The sequence below is a fragment of the Paraburkholderia sp. GAS38 genome (assembly GCF_050434965.1).
Classification (GTDB): domain Bacteria; phylum Pseudomonadota; class Gammaproteobacteria; order Burkholderiales; family Burkholderiaceae; genus Paraburkholderia; species Paraburkholderia phenazinium_A.
In genome coordinates, this window is sequence record NZ_JBNDJO010000002.1 from 244,089 (window position 1) to 262,047 (window position 17,959).

The 17,959-nt window shown below is 64.9% G+C and carries 17 protein-coding genes; 6 read left to right on the forward strand and 11 right to left on the reverse strand.

All coding sequences use genetic code 11. The features are described from left to right. Positions 1-7 precede the first annotated feature (7 nt). A complete protein-coding gene (locus P3T42_RS05280) occupies positions 8-250 on the forward strand; it encodes a hypothetical protein (protein ID WP_429305357.1) in 243 nt (80 codons plus the stop codon). A 572-nt stretch (positions 251-822) separates the two neighbouring features. On the opposite strand, the gene P3T42_RS05285 is transcribed toward P3T42_RS05280, so the two are convergent. Genes P3T42_RS05285 through P3T42_RS05300 form a run of 4 tightly spaced genes read right to left on the reverse strand, consistent with a single transcriptional unit; the run spans position 823 to position 5,720 of the window. Next, positions 823-1,683 carry an efflux RND transporter periplasmic adaptor subunit gene (locus P3T42_RS05285; RefSeq protein WP_074300172.1) on the reverse strand — a complete coding sequence of 287 codons (861 nt, stop codon included), beginning with the start codon at positions 1,681-1,683 and terminating at the stop codon, positions 823-825. Positions 1,684-1,696: 13 nt separating this feature from the next. Next, on the reverse strand, positions 1,697-1,897 hold the full coding sequence (locus tag P3T42_RS05290) for a DUF1656 domain-containing protein (RefSeq protein ID WP_074300171.1): 201 nt from the start codon (positions 1,895-1,897) through the stop codon (positions 1,697-1,699). Then, positions 1,887-4,097, reverse strand: coding sequence for an FUSC family protein (locus P3T42_RS05295; protein ID WP_429305358.1), 2,211 nt, complete (start codon positions 4,095-4,097; stop codon positions 1,887-1,889). Before P3T42_RS05295 ends, P3T42_RS05290 begins: the two co-directional genes overlap by 11 nt. A 15-nt stretch (positions 4,098-4,112) precedes the next feature. Next, positions 4,113-5,720, reverse strand: coding sequence for an efflux transporter outer membrane subunit (locus P3T42_RS05300; protein ID WP_429305359.1), 1,608 nt, complete (start codon positions 5,718-5,720; stop codon positions 4,113-4,115). A 155-nt stretch (positions 5,721-5,875) separates the two neighbouring features. Here P3T42_RS05300 and P3T42_RS05305 point away from each other — a divergent pair, with 155 nt between their 5' ends. Further along, entirely contained in the window at positions 5,876-6,814 is a 939-nt protein-coding gene (locus tag P3T42_RS05305; RefSeq protein ID WP_074300168.1) for a LysR family transcriptional regulator, read from the forward strand. A gap of 151 nt (positions 6,815-6,965) precedes the next feature. Next, a complete protein-coding gene (locus tag P3T42_RS05310; protein ID WP_171991713.1) occupies positions 6,966-7,121 on the forward strand; it encodes a hypothetical protein in 156 nt (51 codons plus the stop codon). Between the two features lie 61 nt (positions 7,122-7,182). Here the strand turns inward: P3T42_RS05310 and P3T42_RS05315 are convergent, their stop codons facing one another. From P3T42_RS05315 to wrbA, 4 genes are read right to left on the reverse strand one after another with little or no spacing between them, the layout of a single operon-like run. Continuing rightward, the gene (locus P3T42_RS05315) at positions 7,183-8,022 is read right to left on the reverse strand and encodes a metallophosphoesterase (protein ID WP_429305360.1); all 840 of its coding nucleotides are present in this window, start codon (positions 8,020-8,022) and stop codon (positions 7,183-7,185) included. 38 nt (positions 8,023-8,060) lie between these two features. Beyond that, positions 8,061-9,569: an FAD-binding oxidoreductase gene (locus tag P3T42_RS05320; RefSeq protein ID WP_429305361.1), complete on the reverse strand. Its 1,509-nt coding sequence runs from the start codon at positions 9,567-9,569 to the stop codon at positions 8,061-8,063. Positions 9,570-9,607: 38 nt separating this feature from the next. Next, entirely contained in the window at positions 9,608-10,084 is a 477-nt protein-coding gene (locus P3T42_RS05325; protein ID WP_429305362.1) for a DUF2069 domain-containing protein, read from the reverse strand. Then, on the reverse strand, positions 10,081-10,683 hold the full coding sequence (gene wrbA / locus P3T42_RS05330; protein ID WP_429305363.1) for an NAD(P)H:quinone oxidoreductase: 603 nt from the start codon (positions 10,681-10,683) through the stop codon (positions 10,081-10,083). Before wrbA ends, P3T42_RS05325 begins: the two co-directional genes overlap by 4 nt. Positions 10,684-10,793: 110 nt before the next feature. On the opposite strand from wrbA, the gene P3T42_RS05335 reads away from it, so the two are divergent. Next, positions 10,794-12,110, forward strand: coding sequence for a YihY family inner membrane protein (locus tag P3T42_RS05335; protein WP_074300165.1), 1,317 nt, complete (start codon positions 10,794-10,796; stop codon positions 12,108-12,110). An 85-nt stretch (positions 12,111-12,195) separates the two neighbouring features. Here P3T42_RS05335 and P3T42_RS05340 read toward each other — a convergent pair whose 3' ends face one another. From P3T42_RS05340 to P3T42_RS05350, 3 genes are all read right to left on the reverse strand, one after another. Continuing rightward, the gene (locus P3T42_RS05340; protein WP_074300164.1) at positions 12,196-12,516 is read right to left on the reverse strand and encodes an Mpo1-like protein; all 321 of its coding nucleotides are present in this window, start codon (positions 12,514-12,516) and stop codon (positions 12,196-12,198) included. 200 nt (positions 12,517-12,716) lie between these two features. Beyond that, positions 12,717-13,538: an alpha/beta fold hydrolase gene (locus P3T42_RS05345; RefSeq protein WP_074300163.1), complete on the reverse strand. Its 822-nt coding sequence runs from the start codon at positions 13,536-13,538 to the stop codon at positions 12,717-12,719. Further along, positions 13,535-14,902, reverse strand: coding sequence for an O-acetylhomoserine aminocarboxypropyltransferase (locus P3T42_RS05350; protein WP_429305617.1), 1,368 nt, complete (start codon positions 14,900-14,902; stop codon positions 13,535-13,537). Before P3T42_RS05350 ends, P3T42_RS05345 begins: the two co-directional genes overlap by 4 nt. A gap of 261 nt (positions 14,903-15,163) precedes the next feature. Between P3T42_RS05350 and P3T42_RS05355 the strand changes: the two genes are divergently transcribed. Beyond that, on the forward strand, positions 15,164-15,622 hold the full coding sequence (locus P3T42_RS05355; RefSeq protein WP_074300161.1) for a CBS domain-containing protein: 459 nt from the start codon (positions 15,164-15,166) through the stop codon (positions 15,620-15,622). A gap of 301 nt (positions 15,623-15,923) precedes the next feature. Then, positions 15,924-17,861: an MFS transporter gene (locus P3T42_RS05360; protein ID WP_429305364.1), complete on the forward strand. Its 1,938-nt coding sequence runs from the start codon at positions 15,924-15,926 to the stop codon at positions 17,859-17,861. The last annotated feature ends 98 nt before the right edge of the window (positions 17,862-17,959 follow it).

A 17,959-nucleotide genomic window follows, 5' to 3' on the forward strand; every position in this document is an offset into this window, starting at 1 on the left:
TGAATAAATGATCGAGAACAAGAATGTGGCAACAGAGTTAATCGCCTTGTTGTATCAGGCGGATGGGGCCGTCAACGAGGCGATTCGGATTGCACAGGAGAGGTGTCCACCGGACGAGTTTGTCGCATTCAGGCGAGGAATGGCTGACGTGATCTACACGCTCTTCGAGAAGGGCGTCGTACCGATCTGCAGACGCCATCCCGAGCTGATTCCGGAAGGAGAAACACTTGACGGTGGACAAGGGAAATAGTGCATCGCGTCTGGTCGTGGTTTGAGGAAATCCAAACGCGCGAGACTGTGCCATCTCGGTCTGCAACCGGAAACGGCCCAACACAAGACCTGCCCTCGCACTTCCACCGCTCGTGACACAGCGCTCATCCACCCACTCCGCACTGCGTGCGTCGCGGACGGGTTTGCATGGGAAGACGGGGCTACCGCAGTTAGGATACGTACACGAACGTTGACCAACTCCGTTCAGGAAGAAACGCCAAGGCAATAACATAGGTTTCCTACAGAACGCGCAGAAGGCGTTATGCCCGACGGCGGGGCGCGCAGCGCAACGCTGGAACGGATGACGGCCTTGTCACTAACGGTTATGTTACGAGGGCGCATCTCGTCTTGTGCCGTTTCCAGTAGCAGACCTAGATGGCGCACTACAAGCTAGCGGTGGCAGCCCGCTTTCTTTGCCTACTTTCTTTGCGGCGGCAAAGAAAGTAGGTGCCGCCCCGCACAGGGGCAACGCTAATAGACCACTAAGAAAGCAAGAAAAGGCCAACACCGCAAGAACACAGCCACAACCAAGCCGCCGGAGGCAAAAAACAATCAACTAGGCTTAACAACCACAGTACAAGTAGTCCCAGCAGAAAGCACGAGCCCTTGGGGCACATGATCAATCTGAATCCTCACAGGCACCCGCTGTGCCAACCTGACCCAGTTAAAAGTCGGATTCACATCAGCCAGCAACTCGCGGCTCTGCGGATTATCCCGATCATAAATCCCCCGCGAAATACTCTCCACGTGCCCCTGCAAGACGCCCCCGCTCATCAGCCGCATCTCAGCCTTGTCGCCAACATTGACGTGCGGCAACTTCGTCTCTTCAAAATACCCATACACCCAGAACGAATGGCTATCCACAATCGCGAGCTTCGCCGAGCCTGCCGTCGCATAGTCCCCCTGAAACACGCTCAGATTCGTCACGTATCCATCCACCGGTGACACCACCCGCGTGCGCTCCAGATTCAACTTCGCCGCATCCAGCGCGGCCTGCGCCTGCTCATACGCCGCTTCCGCCGCCGATGCCGTATGCGTCGCGTTGTCCTGGCTCTCCTTCGACACCACCTGACTGTCCATGTCCGCGCGTCGTTGCGCATCGTCGCGGCGCATCTGCAGTTCGGCCTTGCGCGCGGCAACTGCCGCCTGCGCCTGCTCCACCGCAATCTGGTAATGCGACGGGTCGATCTGCATCAGCAGGTCGCCTTTCTTCACCAACTGGTTGTCGTGCACCGGCAGCGCCACCACCGCGCCCGACACGTCCGGCGCAATATTGACGACGTCGGCACGCACCCGTCCGTCGCGCGTCCAGGGCTCATCCATGTAATGAACCCACAAGGCGCGGCCAATCAGGAGCGCGATAACGAATACGACGGCTGTCGCGACAAAACCCACAATATTTCGGATGGTCATGATTCGACTCTGATCAACGATAAACGGCGAGACCCAGCACGCCGCACACACACACGAGCAAGCTGGCCCGGAACAGGTTGGGATGCCACACCACGCGATAAAGACCCGTATAGGCAATCGCACGGTCCAGCACCCAGGTCAGCGCCGCGCCGGCAATGAACAGCAGCACAATGGCCGGTACGTACGCATCGAGGACAGCAACTTCACGTGGCATGGCGAACTCCTTCTTGCCCCTCGCTCCGCTCGCCCACCAGCGCTTCCAGCGGCGATTGCGGATCGAGCAGCGCAGTACGAATGAAATGCAGATGACTCAAAATGCGTTGCAGTTGATGACGCTCTTCACGCGGCGGTGCGAACGTCGTCAGCAAATCGTGCACGGCGGCAGTCGCCGCGGCCGTCGCCGCCAGCGCCGCGTCCATCCGCTGCGCGCCCGGCCGGTCGAACAGCGCGGCCACCGCATCGCGTGTCTTGCGTTCGGCTTCGCGCCACGCGGTCTTCGCCGCGTAACGCGGGTCGGCCGGCAGCGTCGCAATCTCGCGGCGCAAATCGAGCATCGCGTTGCCCACTTCCAGCACCGCGAAGAGCCAGCGGAACGTGTCGTGCCTGAATTCCGGTTCGCCTTCGGCGAGGCCGTTGATCTGGAACACCAGATCGCGTGCGCCGCTTTCGAAGCGGGAACGCAGCCGCGTCAGGCGTGCATGACAGGTCGCCACCACCGCGCGGCGCAGGTCGATCAGCAGACGGTTACGCATCCACGGTGTCGTCGGCGGCAACACGGTTGCGCATACAACAGACGTCACCAGCATCGACAGCACGATCGCCATCGCATCGTTCATGAACGCGGTCGGGTCGTAGTGGAACAGGTTGTCCGGACCCGCCAGCGTGCAGAAGAACACGCAGTAGCCAAAGCCGTAGCCGAGTAGCTTCGGGCGCGTCGTCATGAACACGCCGAGTCCGAGGCACGGCGTCAGCACGACACACAGCAACGGGAAACCGTCGATGTGCGGATACACGCCGAAGGTCAGCACCAGTCCAACGAGCGCCGCCAGGGTCGTGCCCATTGCCATCTGGAACGCCATGCGGGCCGGATACGGTGACGACGACGCCAGCGCGCAGGTGGCCGCCCCCGTCAGCACCAGGGAAACGCCGCTCGGCCAGGCGGTGGCGATCCACACGGCGCCCAGCAATGCCACCACGAACGCGGCGCGCAAACCGCCGATGCCCGCCGCAAGCGCATTGGTCTTCGGCGTGTAGCGCTCGACCCAGCGCTCGCGTTCGTGCGTATCGACCGCCAGCGACGCGTAGGTGGCTGCGTAGGCGTGCAGATCGTCGACGAAGCGGTAGAGCAGTTCCGCGGCCGTGTCGAAGTCGAGCATCGGCACGTCGGCGTCGGCTCGCGTCTCCAGTGCGGCGCGCGTCGCGCGCACCCGCTGCGGCAATTCAGCCTTGTACGCTTCGAGCTGGGCGGCGGCATGCACGGCGTCGGCGGCGGTGAGGACAGGCTCGCCCGACTTGTCGAGCAGCGGGGCGATTTCCCTGAAATACGGCTCGAACGCGTCGATGACGGTCGTCGCCTGCGCATCGTGCAGCCGGTTCATCAACTGGTGCAGCGCATGAAAACGCGTCGAAGCGGTCATGAACTCGCTGTTGAGCCGCGAGAGGCGCCCGCTTCTCATCCGCGAGTCGGGGCTTTCGAACACGGCGACGCTGCGGGTCGTCTCGAAGCCGACGATGTCCGCCACGAAGCGCGCGTTAGTGGCTTCGATCTGCGCCCGGTCGAACCGTCCCGAGAGCGACGCCGACACGTATTCCACGAATGCGCTGAAGCGGGCCCGCACGGTGGTGCGCATCTGTTCGCCCACATGCTGCGGGAAAATCAGCGCGCTGACCGCGCCCGAACAGACGATGCCGAGCGTGATCTCGGCCACTCGCGTGAGCGCCGACATATAGGCGCCGTCGGGATTCTGCGAAGCCGGAATGCCGATCAGCGCAGCCGTATAGCCGGCCAGCACGAAACCATACGAGCGGAAGTTGCGGTTGCGCGCGGAGCCCGCGGTGCAGATGCCGACCCAGATCGCCGTTGCGCCGATAAACAGTTCGGGCTGCTGAGAAAACAGGCTGATGAACACCAGCATCACCACGAGACCGACCAGCGTGCCGCAGATCCGGTAGAAGCTTTTGGCGAGCACGCGGCCGCTTTGCTGCGTCATCAGGATGAACACCGTGGTCATCGCCGTACGCGGCTGCGGCAGGTCCAGCTTCATGGCGATGCCGAGCGCGAGAAACGCAGCGGTCAGCGCCTTGAAGACATAGATCCACGTGAGCCCGTCGGTGCGCGCCCAGTCGGCGGTGGCCGCATAGAGCGTCGCGAACGTCAGCGGCTGGCGCGGGGCGGAAGAGGGGGAGGCGGACATGGTGAGCGCGGCCTTTTACTGCGCGGCAGTTGCGTGAGCGGAGGCTTGGCTGCTGGCCGATGCGTTCGCGTTGTTGACCGTGTGCGTCGCTGCGTCGCCACCGGAAGCCGGCGTCGCGCTTGCCGCCGCTCCCTTGCCCTTGCCATGCGCAGGCAAGGTCTCATCCTGCTTCGGACCGTCCGCCGGATCGGCGAGGCCGCCGCCGAGCGCGGTCATCAGCGAGGCATGCGCGCCCAGACGCTGCGCCTGAATGCGAGCAACCCCTTCCTGGGCACGCAGCAACTGGTTCTGCGCGACCAGCACGTTCAGGTAATCCGTCAGACCGCGCCGGTAGCCTTCCTTCGACAGGTCATAGTTCTTGCGCGCGGCGGCCACCGAGCGCTGCGCATCGTCGGCCTGGGTTTCCAGCGAGCGAATGCGCACGACCTGGTCGGCCACATCCTTCAACGCGCTGACGATGGTCTGGTTGTACTGTTCGACGGCCGTGTCGTAGCCCGCATCCGCGGCGCCCAGTTCCGAGCGCAGCCGGCCGCCGTCGAAGATCGGCAGCGACAGCGCCGGGCCCGCCGTCCAGCCGCCGTTCGCCGAGCGCAGGAACTGGAACAGCGGGCCCGCCGCGGCATAACCGCCAATCGACGCGAGCAGGTTGACGTCCGGATAGAAGTTGGCCTTGGCGACGTCGATGCCGCGCGCCTGTGCCGCCACCGTCCAGCGCGCCGCGACGATGTCGGGCCGGTGGCCCAGCAGCTCGGCAGGCAACGCGGACGGCAGGCCGGCAGGCGCGTCCAGCGCGAGCGTCGGCCGCGTGATCGAGTCGCCCGCGCCCGGACCTTTGCCGGCCAGCGCCGCAAGCTGATTGCGGCCGAGCGCGATCTGTTCTTCGAGCGCGTCGATCTGGCGTTCGTATTCGGGCACCGGCGTTTCGGCCTGGCTCACCTCGAGCTGGGTGCCGAGGCCACCTTTCAGGCGCCGCGTGGCGAGTTCGACGATCTGCTGCTGCTGCGCGAGCGTGGCCTGGGCGATATCGAGCAGCGCGTAATTCATCGACAGGCCGATATACGCCCGCACCACGTTCGCTTCGAGTTCGAGCTGGGCGGCGCGTTCGTCGGCGGCGCTGGCATGAGCGGCGTCGAGCGCGCGTTCGGCGGCGTTCTTGTCCTTGCCCCACAGGTCGAGGTGATAGGACAGGCCGATCGTGCCGGTGTTGTCGTAGGTGTTCGAGTCGGCGAGGGAGCCCGGGCCGTAATAGATATTGTCCGGCCAGTGTTGACGTTCGAGCGACAGATTGCCGTTGACCTGCGGCGACAGCGCCGCGTGCGCCACGCCGGCCAGCGATTGCGCTTCGCGCACTCGCGCCTGTGCAACCGCGAGCGTCGGATTGTTGGCCTGGGCGGCGTCGATCCACGCGTTGAGCTGCGGATCGCGATAGGCGCGCCACCAGTCGGCCGCCGGCCATTGCGCATCGGCATTGGCGGCCCGGATCGCGGCGCCGGCATCGAGCGCGGACGGCGCGATTCCGCTGGCTTGCGGGGCGATGCCTCCGGTACTGGCGCAGCCGGCGATTGTTAGTGAGATCGTAAGAACGACGAGCGCCGCGATCCCTTTTTGTACCGGAGACTGCACGATTTCCCCCTTAATTGACTAAAGAACCCTGTGCGTTATTATATTTTTCGATCTATTCCTGAATAACCCGTAAAGATGCAAGGCATTTTTACGGTATCTGAGACAATCGCTCTTACGAAGCATGTAACAATCCCCTTGTCTTACCAAGGATATGTATGGATACGCTTCAAAACATGCGCGTATTTGTCCGGGTCGTCGAAGCGGGCAGTTTCACGGGTGCCGCGCAGCACCTGAACACGACCACCGCGTATGCCTCGCGCGCCGTTTCGGATCTCGAAGCGCATCTGCGCACGCGGCTGCTCAATCGCACCACGCGCCGTATCGCGCTCACCGAGGCCGGCGAGCGGTATCTGCAGCGTTGCGAGCAGATTCTGGCGTACGTCGATCAGGCGGAAGCCGAGGCGAGCGACGCTCACGCGAGGCCGTCCGGCAAGCTCAAGGTCCACGCCATGACGAGTTTCGGCCAGCACTATGTGGTGCCGGCCGTCGGGCGCTATCAGCAGCGCTATCCGGAAGTGCATATTGAATTGACGCTGGCGCAGCGCGTGCCCGACCTGCTCGACGAGGGCTACGACGTCGCACTCGTGCTGGCGCAGGATCTGCCGGATTCGGGGCTGGTGTCGCAGCGTCTGGGCAGTGCATTCAGTATTGCCTGCGCCTCGCCCGCCTACCTGGAGCGCAACGGCGTGCCGCAGTCGCCCTCGGACCTGAGCCGCCACACCTGCCTGCAAATGGTGACGCCGGTGTTCCCGACCGACGAATGGACCTTCGACGGCCCGAACGGTCAGGAAACCTTTGCACTCGGGGCGGCGACCTTCCAGGTGAATGTGGCCGAAGCGCTGGCGGTGGCTGTACGCGAGGGGATGGGGCTCGGTCTGCTGCCGATTTACTCGGCCATCAGCGGCCTGCGCAGCGGTCAACTGGTGTGGGTGATGCCGGAGTACACGTCGCAGGAAATGAATCTGTACGCGCTGTATGCGTCGCGCCAGTATCTCGACGCGAAGATCCGCACCTGGGTCGAGTTCCTGCGCGACGAGTTGCCGGCCACGCTGGCGGCGGATCAGGCCGAGCTGCGCAAGTTCGCGCGGACGTGAGGCCTGACTGGCGCCCTGTTACACAAGCGCCGCGTCGCAACATTTCCTTACTTCTCGCGCCGATTTGATTTGGTAACGTGAGGTCAACGCACTGGCAGCCACTGTTGGCCGGCTGTCAGGAACCGGACTTTACTGGAATGAAGAGGGACTCATGGATACGCATCTGTTGATCGGCGTGGCCGTCATGCTGGGACTGATTGGAATTGCCGCGTCGCGCGACCTGCTGCGCAATCTGCGGGCGCAACCGCAACTGATCCCCATTCGGGCCGAACGCCGCGACGCAGCCGGCTATACGCGCCGCCGTTAAGCGCCGGGTCGTATGAGCGGTGCGCCCAACGCGGCGCATGCAGTCTTCGTCGTCCTGACGGCTAGAGTTCGACCACCTTGTCCCACGCAAACCGCGGATTTTCAGGTAGCCCCGTGCGACGGTCGAGATAGCCGCGCGGGTTGCACACCACGCGTGTGCCGTCGACCGTATAGTCGAACGACGTGTGCGTATGCCCGTGAATCCATAGTGCGACGGGCGAGCGCACCAGCGTCGGCAGGTGGTTGACGAAGCCCGCCGACACCCGGTCGTCCGCATAATGCTCGGCAAGACTCAGCCGATGCGGCGCATGATGCGTGACGACAATCGTCTTACCCCCAAACGGTTTGGCCAGTTCGCTCTCGAGCCACGCGCGCGCTCGCGCGTGCAGGGCCAGCGTGTCGGCGGGCGTGAAATTGCGCGCTGCCGGTGCGTCTTCGGCGCGGATGGCGCGGTGGGTCCCTGTGCCGCCATGCGGCCACATCACCTGGATCAGGCCGCGGAAATCGAGCATCGCCCGCTGGGCCGCGGCGATCGATGTCGCGAGCGCTTCATCGTCGGCGCCATAGAGCGTGAAGTCGGTCCACAAGGTGGTGCCGAGCACCCGCCACGCGCCGGCCGGATCGACCAGCACCGTGTTGTTCAGCAGATGGACGTTATCGACCGACGCCGCCGCGTCGTGCATGGCCGCTTCCAGCGCACCGAACTCGCCGTCGTAGTATTCGTGATTGCCCGGCACGTAGACGACGGGCGCGGCGCCGTCGAAGGTCTCCGCGGCCCAGCGCGGACCGGCTGCGTGATTGTGGATGTCGCCGGCGAGCACGATCAGATCCGCCTGAGCATGCGGAATCACCTCCGGCTCGTCGCACTCCAGATGCAGGTCGGACAGCACACGAATCTTCATGGACGGTACTCCTGCGCTCGTCTTATCGGCTCATGCCCTTAGCGTAGCACCTTGCCCGGGTTCATCAGGTTCAGCGGATCCAGTGCGCGTTTGACGGCACGCATCAACTGCACTTCGACGTCGCTTTTGTAGTGCATCGCTTCGTCGATCTTCAACTGGCCGAGTCCATGTTCCGCGCTGATGCTGCCGCGATGGCGGTGCACGCTGTCGTAGACGATCTGGTTGATCGGGCTTTGATATTCGGCGAGAAACGCCTTCGCATCGACGCCTTCGGGCGCTTGCACGTTGTAGTGCAGATTGCCGTCGCCGAGGTGCCCGAAGGTCACCATCCGCGCGCCTGGAACGGCTTCGGCGATGGCGGCATCGGTGGCTTCGATGAAGTGGCCGATGCGCGAGATCGGCACCGCGATGTCGTGCTTGATGTTGAGACCCTCTTCGGCTTGCGCGAGCGGAATGTGTTCGCGCAGATTCCAGAACGCCTGCGATTGCCCGAGGTTTTCCGCGACCACCGCGTCTTGCACCAGACCGTCTTCGAGCGCGGTTTCCATCAGCCGCTCGAACAGGGCGCGTCCATGTTCTTCGCTTTCGCTATCCGACAGCTCCAGCAGCACGACTTGCCCATGCGCCTCAGCGAACGGATAGCGCATCTGCGGAAAATGCCGGCCGACGAGCCGCAGACAGAAATCCGACATCAACTCGAAACCGGTCAGGAGCGGCCCGGCGAAGCGTTGCGTGAGCGCCAGAAAATCGAGCGCGGCATGCGGCGAGGCGAGGGCGGCGAGCGCCGTGACGCGCGCAGCGGGCTGCGGATGGAGCTTCAGCACGGCCGCGGTGATGATGCCGAGCGTGCCTTCCGCGCCGATGAACAGATCGCGCAGATCGTAGCCGGTGTTGTCCTTGCGCAGTCCGCGCAGTCCGTCCCACACCTCGCCTTGCGCGGTGACCACTTCGAGGCCGAGGCACAGTTCGCGCGTGTTGCCGTAGCGCAGCACGCCGGTGCCGCCCGCGTTGGTGGCGAGATTGCCGCCGATCGTGCAACTGCCTTCGGCGGCCAGACTCAGCGGGAACAGGCGGCCGGCGTCTTCGGCGCGGGCCTGCACCTCGGCGAGGATGACGCCGGCTTCGACGGTGATGGTGTTGTTGTGCGGGTCGATGTCACGCACCCGGTTCAGGCGCCGCAGACTCAGGACGGCTTGCGCGCCGCTCGCATCCGGCGTGGCGCCGCCGGCGAGCCCGGTATTGCCGCCCTGCGGCACCAGCGCGACGCGGTGTTCGACCGCCAGCTTGACGAGCGCGGCGACTTCGGCGGGCGTCGACGGACACAACACCGCGCGGGCCGCGCCGGTGTAGCGACGACGCCAGTCGGTGAGGTAGGGGGCGGTGTCGTGGGAATCGGTGAGGACGTGCGCCGCGCCGATGGCGTCACGGCAGGCGGCGAGGAAGGCGGTGCTTGCGTTTGAGCCTGCACTCGAGCCCGCACTTGAGCCCGCGTCTGACTCTGCGTTCGAAGGGTTTTGGGATGCCGGTTGGGAAGCGTGTTGGGTCATGATGGTCGGTCAGTGAAGTGAGGCGGCCGCGCATGTTTTCACGCAGCCCGTTTCGCACGCCGCGCAGCCCGCTTGAACGGCGCCACGTAAACCAGCGCGCAGACGAAGAACACCAGCGCAAGCAGGGTCTCGAGCCAGCCGAGCTGAGCAGACAAGCCGCGGTCGCTCATGCCGCGCACGATGCCTTCGGCAAAATACAGCAGGATCAGCATCGACGCCCATTGCAACGTATAGAGCCGTCGGCGCAGCACGCCGGGCAGGGCGAGCAGCAGCGGCACCGCTTTGATGACGAGCGCGGTGCCGCCCGGCCGCAGCGGCGCGAGCCACCATTCCCAGGCAATCGAGAGGGCGATCAGCGCGATTAGCGCGGCGGCCGCGCCAAGTGCGGCGCTGCGGTGGCGGGTGGGTGGGGCAAGGTTGGACGCAAGCGTAGGCGTCGCATCAGCAGGCGCAGATGCGCCATCAGCCGCCTCCCCCGACTCGAACTTTTCCGCCCCCCGATCCGGCACGCTCACGGCCGTTCGCTCATGACGGCGGCTGTGCGTGCGATGCGTGCGCCGAGCGCGATGGCAAGCGTCTTCTCGTCGGCGGAAATGCCGTGTTCCGCGGAGTCGGCCCGCGCGAAATGCGATGCGCCATACGGGGTGCCGCCGGTCAGCGTGGTGGTCAGCGTGCTTTCGGTGTACGGGATGCCGACGATCAGCATGCCGTGGTGCAACAGCGGCAGCATCATCGACAGCAGGGTCGATTCCTGGCCGCCATGCAGGCTGCCGGTGGACGTGAACACGCAGGCCGGCTTGCCCGCCAGCGCGCCGGACAGCCATTGCGGCGTGGTGCCGTCGAGAAAGTATTTCAGCGCGGCCGCCATGTTGCCGAAGCGGGTCGGCGAGCCGAGCGCGAGGCCGGCGCATTCTTCCAGATCGCGCAGCTCGACGTACGGCGGACCTTCAGCGGGAATGTCGGGCTGGGTCGCCTCGCAGACGGTCGAGACGGCGGGCACGGTACGCACCCGCGCCTGCATGCCGGGGACGCTGTCGACGCCGTGCGCGATGGACAGCGCGAGTTCGCGCGTGGCGCCGTAACGGCTGTAGTAGAGGACGAGGATGTCTTTCATAGGCCTGATCGAGTGAACGGGTATTATAGGGGCTGGGTCCACGGCACAGGCGGCTCGCCGGCATGCCGGCGCCTGCCGCGGATGGTTCACGAAGGCGAAGGAGGTGGGGTTTGTTGTCCAGGGTGCGTTTCGACCTCGATACGCTCAAACGCCTCGCGCAATTCGCCGCGAAGCGCAGCAGCGAAGACCGGATTCCGCAGGTGGCCGGCAGTCTGACGTTCACCACCATGCTGTCGCTTGTGCCGCTGGCAACGGTGGCGTTTGCGCTGTTTACCGCGTTCCCGATCTTCGGTTCGTTCCAGATGTCGCTGCAGGGTTTTCTTGCCGACCATCTGATGCCCTCACAGATCAACGACCAGATCTTCAAGTACCTGAACCAGTTCGCCTCGAAGGCCAAAGGCCTGACGACGATGGGCATGATTGTGCTGTTCGTCACCTCGGTGATGACCATGATGACCGTCGAATCCGCGTTCAATGTGATCTGGCGGGTGCGCAAGCCGCGTCCACTGGCGCAGCGCGTGCTGGTCTACTGGGCGATCATCACGCTCGGGCCGATCCTGATCGGCGTCAGCCTGTCGATTTCCTCCTATCTCTTCACGCGCTCCATGGCGTTTAGCGCCGCGCAGCACATGACGCCGGTGATCGACTGGGCGCTAACGGGTGCCGCGCTGCCGCTCACGGCGCTCGCGTTCACGATGCTTTACGTATATCTGCCCAATTGCCGGGTGGAGTGGCGCGACGCGGTGGTGGGCGGTGTCGGCGCCGCGATTGCGTTCGAGCTGGCCAAGCGCGGGTTCGGCTATTACATCCGGCGCGTGCCCACTTACACCGCGGTCTACGGCGCGTTCGCGACGGTGCCGATGTTCCTGCTCTGGATGTATCTGAGCTGGTTCATCGCGCTGGCTGGAGCGATGGTGGCCTCGGCGCTGCCGGCGATCCGCATTGGCCAGTTTCACCGGCCACGCTTTGCGGGCAGCGATCTGTTCGACGCGCTTGAATTGCTTGCACGGCTTTCCGAAGCGCGCGAAGCGGGCAAGCGCGGCTACACGCTGCAGGATCTGGCGCGCATGCTCCGCCGCGATATGGATACGACCACCTATCTGCTGGACAAGCTCGAGGAGATCGAATGGATTGCGCGTCTGAGCGAAGACGGTTCGCGTCCGCACTTCCTGCTGCTGGCGAATCCGGCCCAGGTGACGGTGGAGCGGCTCTTCGACCTGTTCGTGATCGATCGCGCGGAACTCGAATACCAGCTTAATCTGGAGTCCACGCGGGTAGACGGTGCGACCTTGCTTGCGGCGCTCCACAACGACAAGCTGAGCGTCTCGCTCGCCTCGCTGCTCGCGGTGCGGGCTTCGGCGCGTGCCGAGCGGGCGGCGGCACAGGCCGAGGCGCGGGGCTCGGCGATGCCGCATCAGACGGCGTGAGCGGCGGCGCTGCACCTCTTGGTGCATCGGGCGGTGTGGGCGGTGGCATTCCACCGCACGCCGTGAATTGCCGGCCAGAGACCTGCTAGAGCGAAATCTTCCCGACGCAGATGTCCTTGAACATCACCCAGTCGCCCATCAGGCTGTAGATGGGGTGCCGGAAGGTGGCGGGGCGGTTCTTCTCGAAGAAGAAATGCCCAATCCATGCACACCCATAGCCGCTGACGAGCGCGGCAGGCAGCCATAGCCAGTCGCCGGTGGCGAGCGCCATGGCCAGACAGCCGATCACGCCCAGCGAGCCCACAAAGTGCAGCCGCCGCGACACCACATTGCGATGCTCTTCGAGGTAAAACGGATAAAACTCCGCGAAACTCGCGAAGTGATCGGTATGAGCGGTTTGAGCCATCACGGCCTCCGTTTCGCTACTCTTTGTAGCCCTTTCCCCCGCCATGCCGGTTCAACTGGCACAGCGAGCCCGGCAACGCAATGTGCGCCTGAAACCGGGCAGGCTTGAGCCATTGTGCTGCTATCGGCCACGGCACGCAACCTGGCCATTCGGCCGATGGTGCGCGTTCGCATACATCGCTATCGTTGAGCTTACTGGGCTCACGCAACGCTCGAAGCGAAGCCGAACAGCGCATCGAGCGTCGCGTCCGGCTGCTCGGTCATCAGCGCATGGCCGGCGTCGAGTGTGACGGTATCCACCCGCGGGCTGGCTTGCGCGAGTGCCTGGGCGAGCGTCTGTGCGGCACGCGGCGGTGTCATGGCGTCGCGCCGTCCTACGATCAGCCGCACGGGGCAGCGCACCTGGGCCGCGCGTGCGAGGCCCTCCGAGTAGGCGTTGCAGGCCGTGAAGTCGGTGTGGAACAGGCCCGCTTCACCGGTAGCGGAGACGCGTTCCATCAGCCGCTGGTTCATGCCGTGCAGCCAGAACCCGGGGCCCGGGCAAGACGGTTTGGCGGCGAGCGTCGAATGCGACCACTGGTTGACCATCGCGATGGCTTCGGGCTCGCGGTTGAGCGCGGCGTCCAGTAACGCGTCGGAGACGGTCATCGGCACGGCGGTGGCGACCAGCGCCAGCGCGCTGGCGCGCTCCGGGTAACGCGCGGCGAAATCGAGTGCGGCGAGCGAGCCCATGCTATGGCCGATCACGCAGGCGCGCGCTACGCCCGCGGCATCCAGCAGCGCGGCCAGCCAGTCGGCCATGGCGGCGATATCGGTGAGCGCTGGCCCGGCGCTGCGATGGTGGCCGGGCAGGTCGAGCGCCAGCACGCCGAAGCCGTGATGCGCGAAGTAGCGGGTTTGCAGCGCCCAGACGCTATGGTCGTGCTCGGCGCCGTGGATGAAGACGGCGGTCGGCAGGCTGGGGTCGAACGGCTTGCCGCCGGTATAGACGTAGGCCGCCTTGTTCTGGACATCCAGGATCATGCCGACTCCTTGGGCGCGCTGCCGTGCCTGGGACTGCTGGGGCCGTCCTTCGGTTTGGCCGCGCCGGCGCTGCCGCCGGTCGTCTTCTGCGCGGCCTTCAGCGCGCGCTTGAGGTCGTCGATCAGATCGTCGGGGTCCTCGAGGCCGATCGACAGACGAATCGTGCCTTCCGCAATGCCGGCGGCGGCGAGTGCCGCAGCGTCCATGCGGAAGTGCGTGGTGGAGGCGGGGTGGATCACGAGCGAACGGGCGTCGCCGACATTGGCCAGATGCGAGAACAGCGAGAGCGCCTCGATAAAGCGCCGTCCGGCGGCACGGTCGCCACGCAGGTTGAAGCTGAACACGGCGCCGGCGCCGCGCGGCAGCAGGCGCTTCGCGAGCGCATGATCCGGATGCGAGGCCAGCTCCGGATAGGCGACGGATTCGACCGCGGCGTGGGCGGCGAGAAACTCGACCACTTTGCGCGTGTTCGAGACGTGGCGATCCATGCGCAGCGGCAGCGTTTCGATGCCCTGCAGCAGTTGCCACGCGGCTTGCGGATGCAGGCACGCGCCGAAATCGCGCAGGCCTTCGCGCCGGGCGCGCAGCAGGAAAGGCGCCACGGTGCTTTCCTCGGCGAACACCATACCGTGGAAACCCTCATAGGGTTCGGTGAATTCGGGAAAGCGCCCGGATGCTTCGAAGTCGAACGTGCCGCCGTCGACCAGCACGCCGCCGATCGTGGTGCCATGACCGCCGAGGAATTTGGTCGCCGAGTGGTAAATGAAGTCGGCGCCGTGCTCGAAGGGCTTGAGCAGGTAAGGCGTGGTGAAGGTGGAGTCGACCAGCAGCGGCACGCGGTGGCTATGCGCGATCTGCGCAACCGCGGCGATGTCGAGCACGTCGAGGCCCGGATTGCCGAGCGTCTCGCCGAACAGCAGGCGGGTGTTCGGGCGCAGCGCGGCGCGCCAGGCGTCCAGATCGCCGGGCCTGACGAAGGTGGTTTCGATACCGAAGCGGCGCAGCGTGTAGTTCAGCAGGTTATGCGAGCCGCCGTACAGCGCGCCTGAGGCGACGATATGCGAACCCGCGCCCATCAGCGTGGCAATCGCCAGATGCAGCGCGGCCTGGCCGCTGGCGGTGCCGATCGCGCCGGCGCCGTTCTCCAGCGCGGCAACGCGCTCTTCGAAGACGGCGACGGTCGGGTTCGAGATGCGCGAATACACGTGGCCGGCGCGTTCCATATTGAACAGCGCGGCGGCGTGGTCGGTGTCGCGAAACGAGAAGGACGTGGTCTGGTAAATCGGCGTGGCGCGTGCGCCGGTGGTCGGGTCGGGGGCTGCGCCTGCATGCAGCGCAAGCGTGTCGAAACGGTTGGCGGACATCCTGGGCGGCGGAGCCACGAACGGCTCCGCGAAGGGTGAAAGTGGGGGCATCGTATCACCGGGGCCGCCGGCTTCAAGTGCCGTTTCCCCCATGTGGCGGGCTGCTGCGCCCGTCTTGCCTGGGTGGGCGGGCCGCTTTCCTTTTACGGGCCTTTCCGCTAGGATCAAAAGTCAGTCATGTATTAACGGCTTCCGCAACTTTTTTTGCATGGGACCGGATTCAGTGCGTTGCACGAACTGCGGTCGACAGAGGAGACAATCATGCGAGTCAGCGACATTCTCAAGGTCAAGGGCAATACCCTGTTTACCGTCACGCCGGATACACCGCTGCTCGACGCAGTCAATGCCATGGCGGAGCACGATATCGGCTCGCTGGTTGTCATGGAATACGGCGATCTGGTCGGCATGCTCACGTTCCGTGAAATCATCCTGACGCTCAGCAAGCACCACGGCAGCGTCGGCACGGCCACCATCCGCAAGGTCATGGACGATCACCCGCTGACCTGCACGCCGGAAACGGACGTGAACGAGGTGCGGCGCATGATGCTCGAGCATCACGTGCGCTATCTGCCGGTCATGGAGAGTCGCACGCTGATGGGTGTGATCTCGTTTTATGACGTGGCGAAGGCGGTGGTCGAGGAGCAGGGCTTCGAGAATCGTATGCTCAAGGCATATATCCGCGACTGGCCGGAAGAGCAGGAACCGCAACAGGCTCGCTAAATGGCGCCTTGGGCTGGCCGCGGTGCTGTCCGACCGGTGGTGATGCCGGTGGTCATGCGGTTGCCCTTGTTATGCTGTGCGGCGGTCTCGCGCTGGCGCGTATCGGCGCCGGGTGCCGGCCATCAAGTTGCCACAAGCCTGAGGTATTGATCCAGGGGCGTGCGCGAGAGCGTGCGCCTTTTTTGTGTCGGCGCCGCTGGGGAGCGCGAGGTGCGGCTATCACCCGGCGCGGGGCTGCTGAAGGCGGCGTCGCATACCCTCTCTGCAGCCCTGCGGTCCTTTTTCCCATTCTTCGACCTTCATGAGCGATCGTCCGTTATCCGCCGCCCGCCGCGCTGCCCGCAGTGGCGACGCACACGAGTCCCAGTTCCGCTTGCTCGGCGAGCGGCGTTTTGCGCCGTTTTTCTGGACCCAGTTCCTCGGCGCGATGAACGACAACGTGTTCAAGATCGGCTTCACGTCGCTCGTCACGTATCAAACCGCGCGCTTTTCCGGTGTCGATGCGAAGACCGCGGCGTTCCTGATCTCGGCGATCTTCATCCTGCCGTTCGTGCTGCTCTCCGCGACCTCCGGCCAGATCGCCGACAAATACGACAAGGCGATGCTGACGCGCTTTGTGAAGACGTTTGAAATCGGCGTGATGCTGATCGGCGGGGCCGGCTTCTGGCTGCATAGCGCGCCGCTGCTGTATCTGTGCACGTTTCTGATGGGCGTCCATTCCACCGTGTTCGGCCCGGTGAAGTATTCCTACCTGCCGCAGCATCTGGCGAAAGCCGAGCTGGTGGGCGGTAACGGCATGGTCGAAATGGGCACGTTTGTCGCCATTCTGGTGGGGACCATCATCGGCGGGGAAGCGGCGGGTTTTGTCGAGCATGGCGCCGTGGTGCTGGCGTGCGCTTGCGTCGGGATTGCGCTGGTGGGGCGTGTGGTGTCCATGTGGGTGCCGTCCACGCCGGCGCCGCAACCTGGGCTGCAGATCAACTGGAACCCGGTCAGCGAAACCTGGCGCAATCTGAAGATCGCCCGCGAAAATCGCACCGTGTTTCTGAGCTTGCTGGGCATCTCGTGGCTGTGGTTCGTCGGCGCCACCTTTCTGTCGTCGTTTTTCAGCTTCGCGAAGAATGTGCTGTCGGCTAACCCCGATGTGGTGACCGTGCTGCTCGGTACCTTTTCGATCGGCATCGGCCTCGGGTCGCTGCTGTGCGAGCGCCTCTCGAAGCGGCGCATCGAGATCGGCCTGGTGCCGCTCGGATCGATCGGCATGAGCGTGTTCGGCATCGACCTGTTCTTCGCGAGTCATGCGCTGCCGACGGCGGGACACCTGCTGAGCGTCGGCGAATTTATCGTGATGCCGGCCAACTGGCGCGTCCTCGCGGATCTCTTCCTGCTCGCCATGTTCGGCGGCTTCTATAGCGTGCCGCTCTACGCGCTGATCCAGAGCCGCAGCCAGCCGAGCCATCGTGCGCGCATCATCGCGGCGAACAACATTCTCAATTCGCTGTTCATGATCGTGTCGTCGCTGATGGCCATGGCGCTGACGGCGGCAGGCGTCAGCATTCCGGGCCTGTTCCTCGTCACCGCGCTGCTCAATATCGTGGTGGCCACGTACATCTACTCGCTGGTGCCCGAGTTCCTGCTGCGCTTTGTTGCGTGGGTGCTGGTACACACGTTCTACCGGATCCGCCTCGTGCATGCCGAGCGTATTCCCGAAGAGGGCGCGGCCGTGCTGGTGTGCAACCACGTGAGCTACGTGGATGCGATCGTCATCATGGCCGAGAGTCCGCGTCCAATCCGCTTCGTGATGGACCACCATATTTTCAAAACGCCGTTCGCCGGCTGGGTGTTCCGTCATGCGAAGGCGATTCCGATAGCGCCGTCCCACGAAGATCCGGAGATGCTGACGCGCGCCTATGAAACCTGCGCGCGGGCGCTCGCCGAGGGCGATCTGGTGTGCATTTTCCCGGAAGGCAAGCTGACGAAGACGGGCGAGCTGAATCCGTTCCGTCACGGCGTGACCGAGATCATCCGCCGCACGCCGGCGCCGGTGGTGCCGATGGCGCTGCGCGGCCTGTGGGGCAGCGTATTTTCGCGCGCCGCCGAGGCACGCTGGCCGCGGCCGGTGCAAAAGGGCGTGATGAGCCGGCTGACGCTGGCCGTCGGCGAGCCGCTCGACCCGGCTCAGGTGACGCCGGAAGGGCTGCAGCAGATCGTCACCGAGTTGCGCGGGGTGCGGAAGTAGACGCGGTGGGCCTGGCCGGCCAACGTCCGCGCAGCGCGGCCCTTGCCGCGGGGCGGGCTGGCATAATAGCGTCTTCCCCGCATCTCTTTGGACGACGC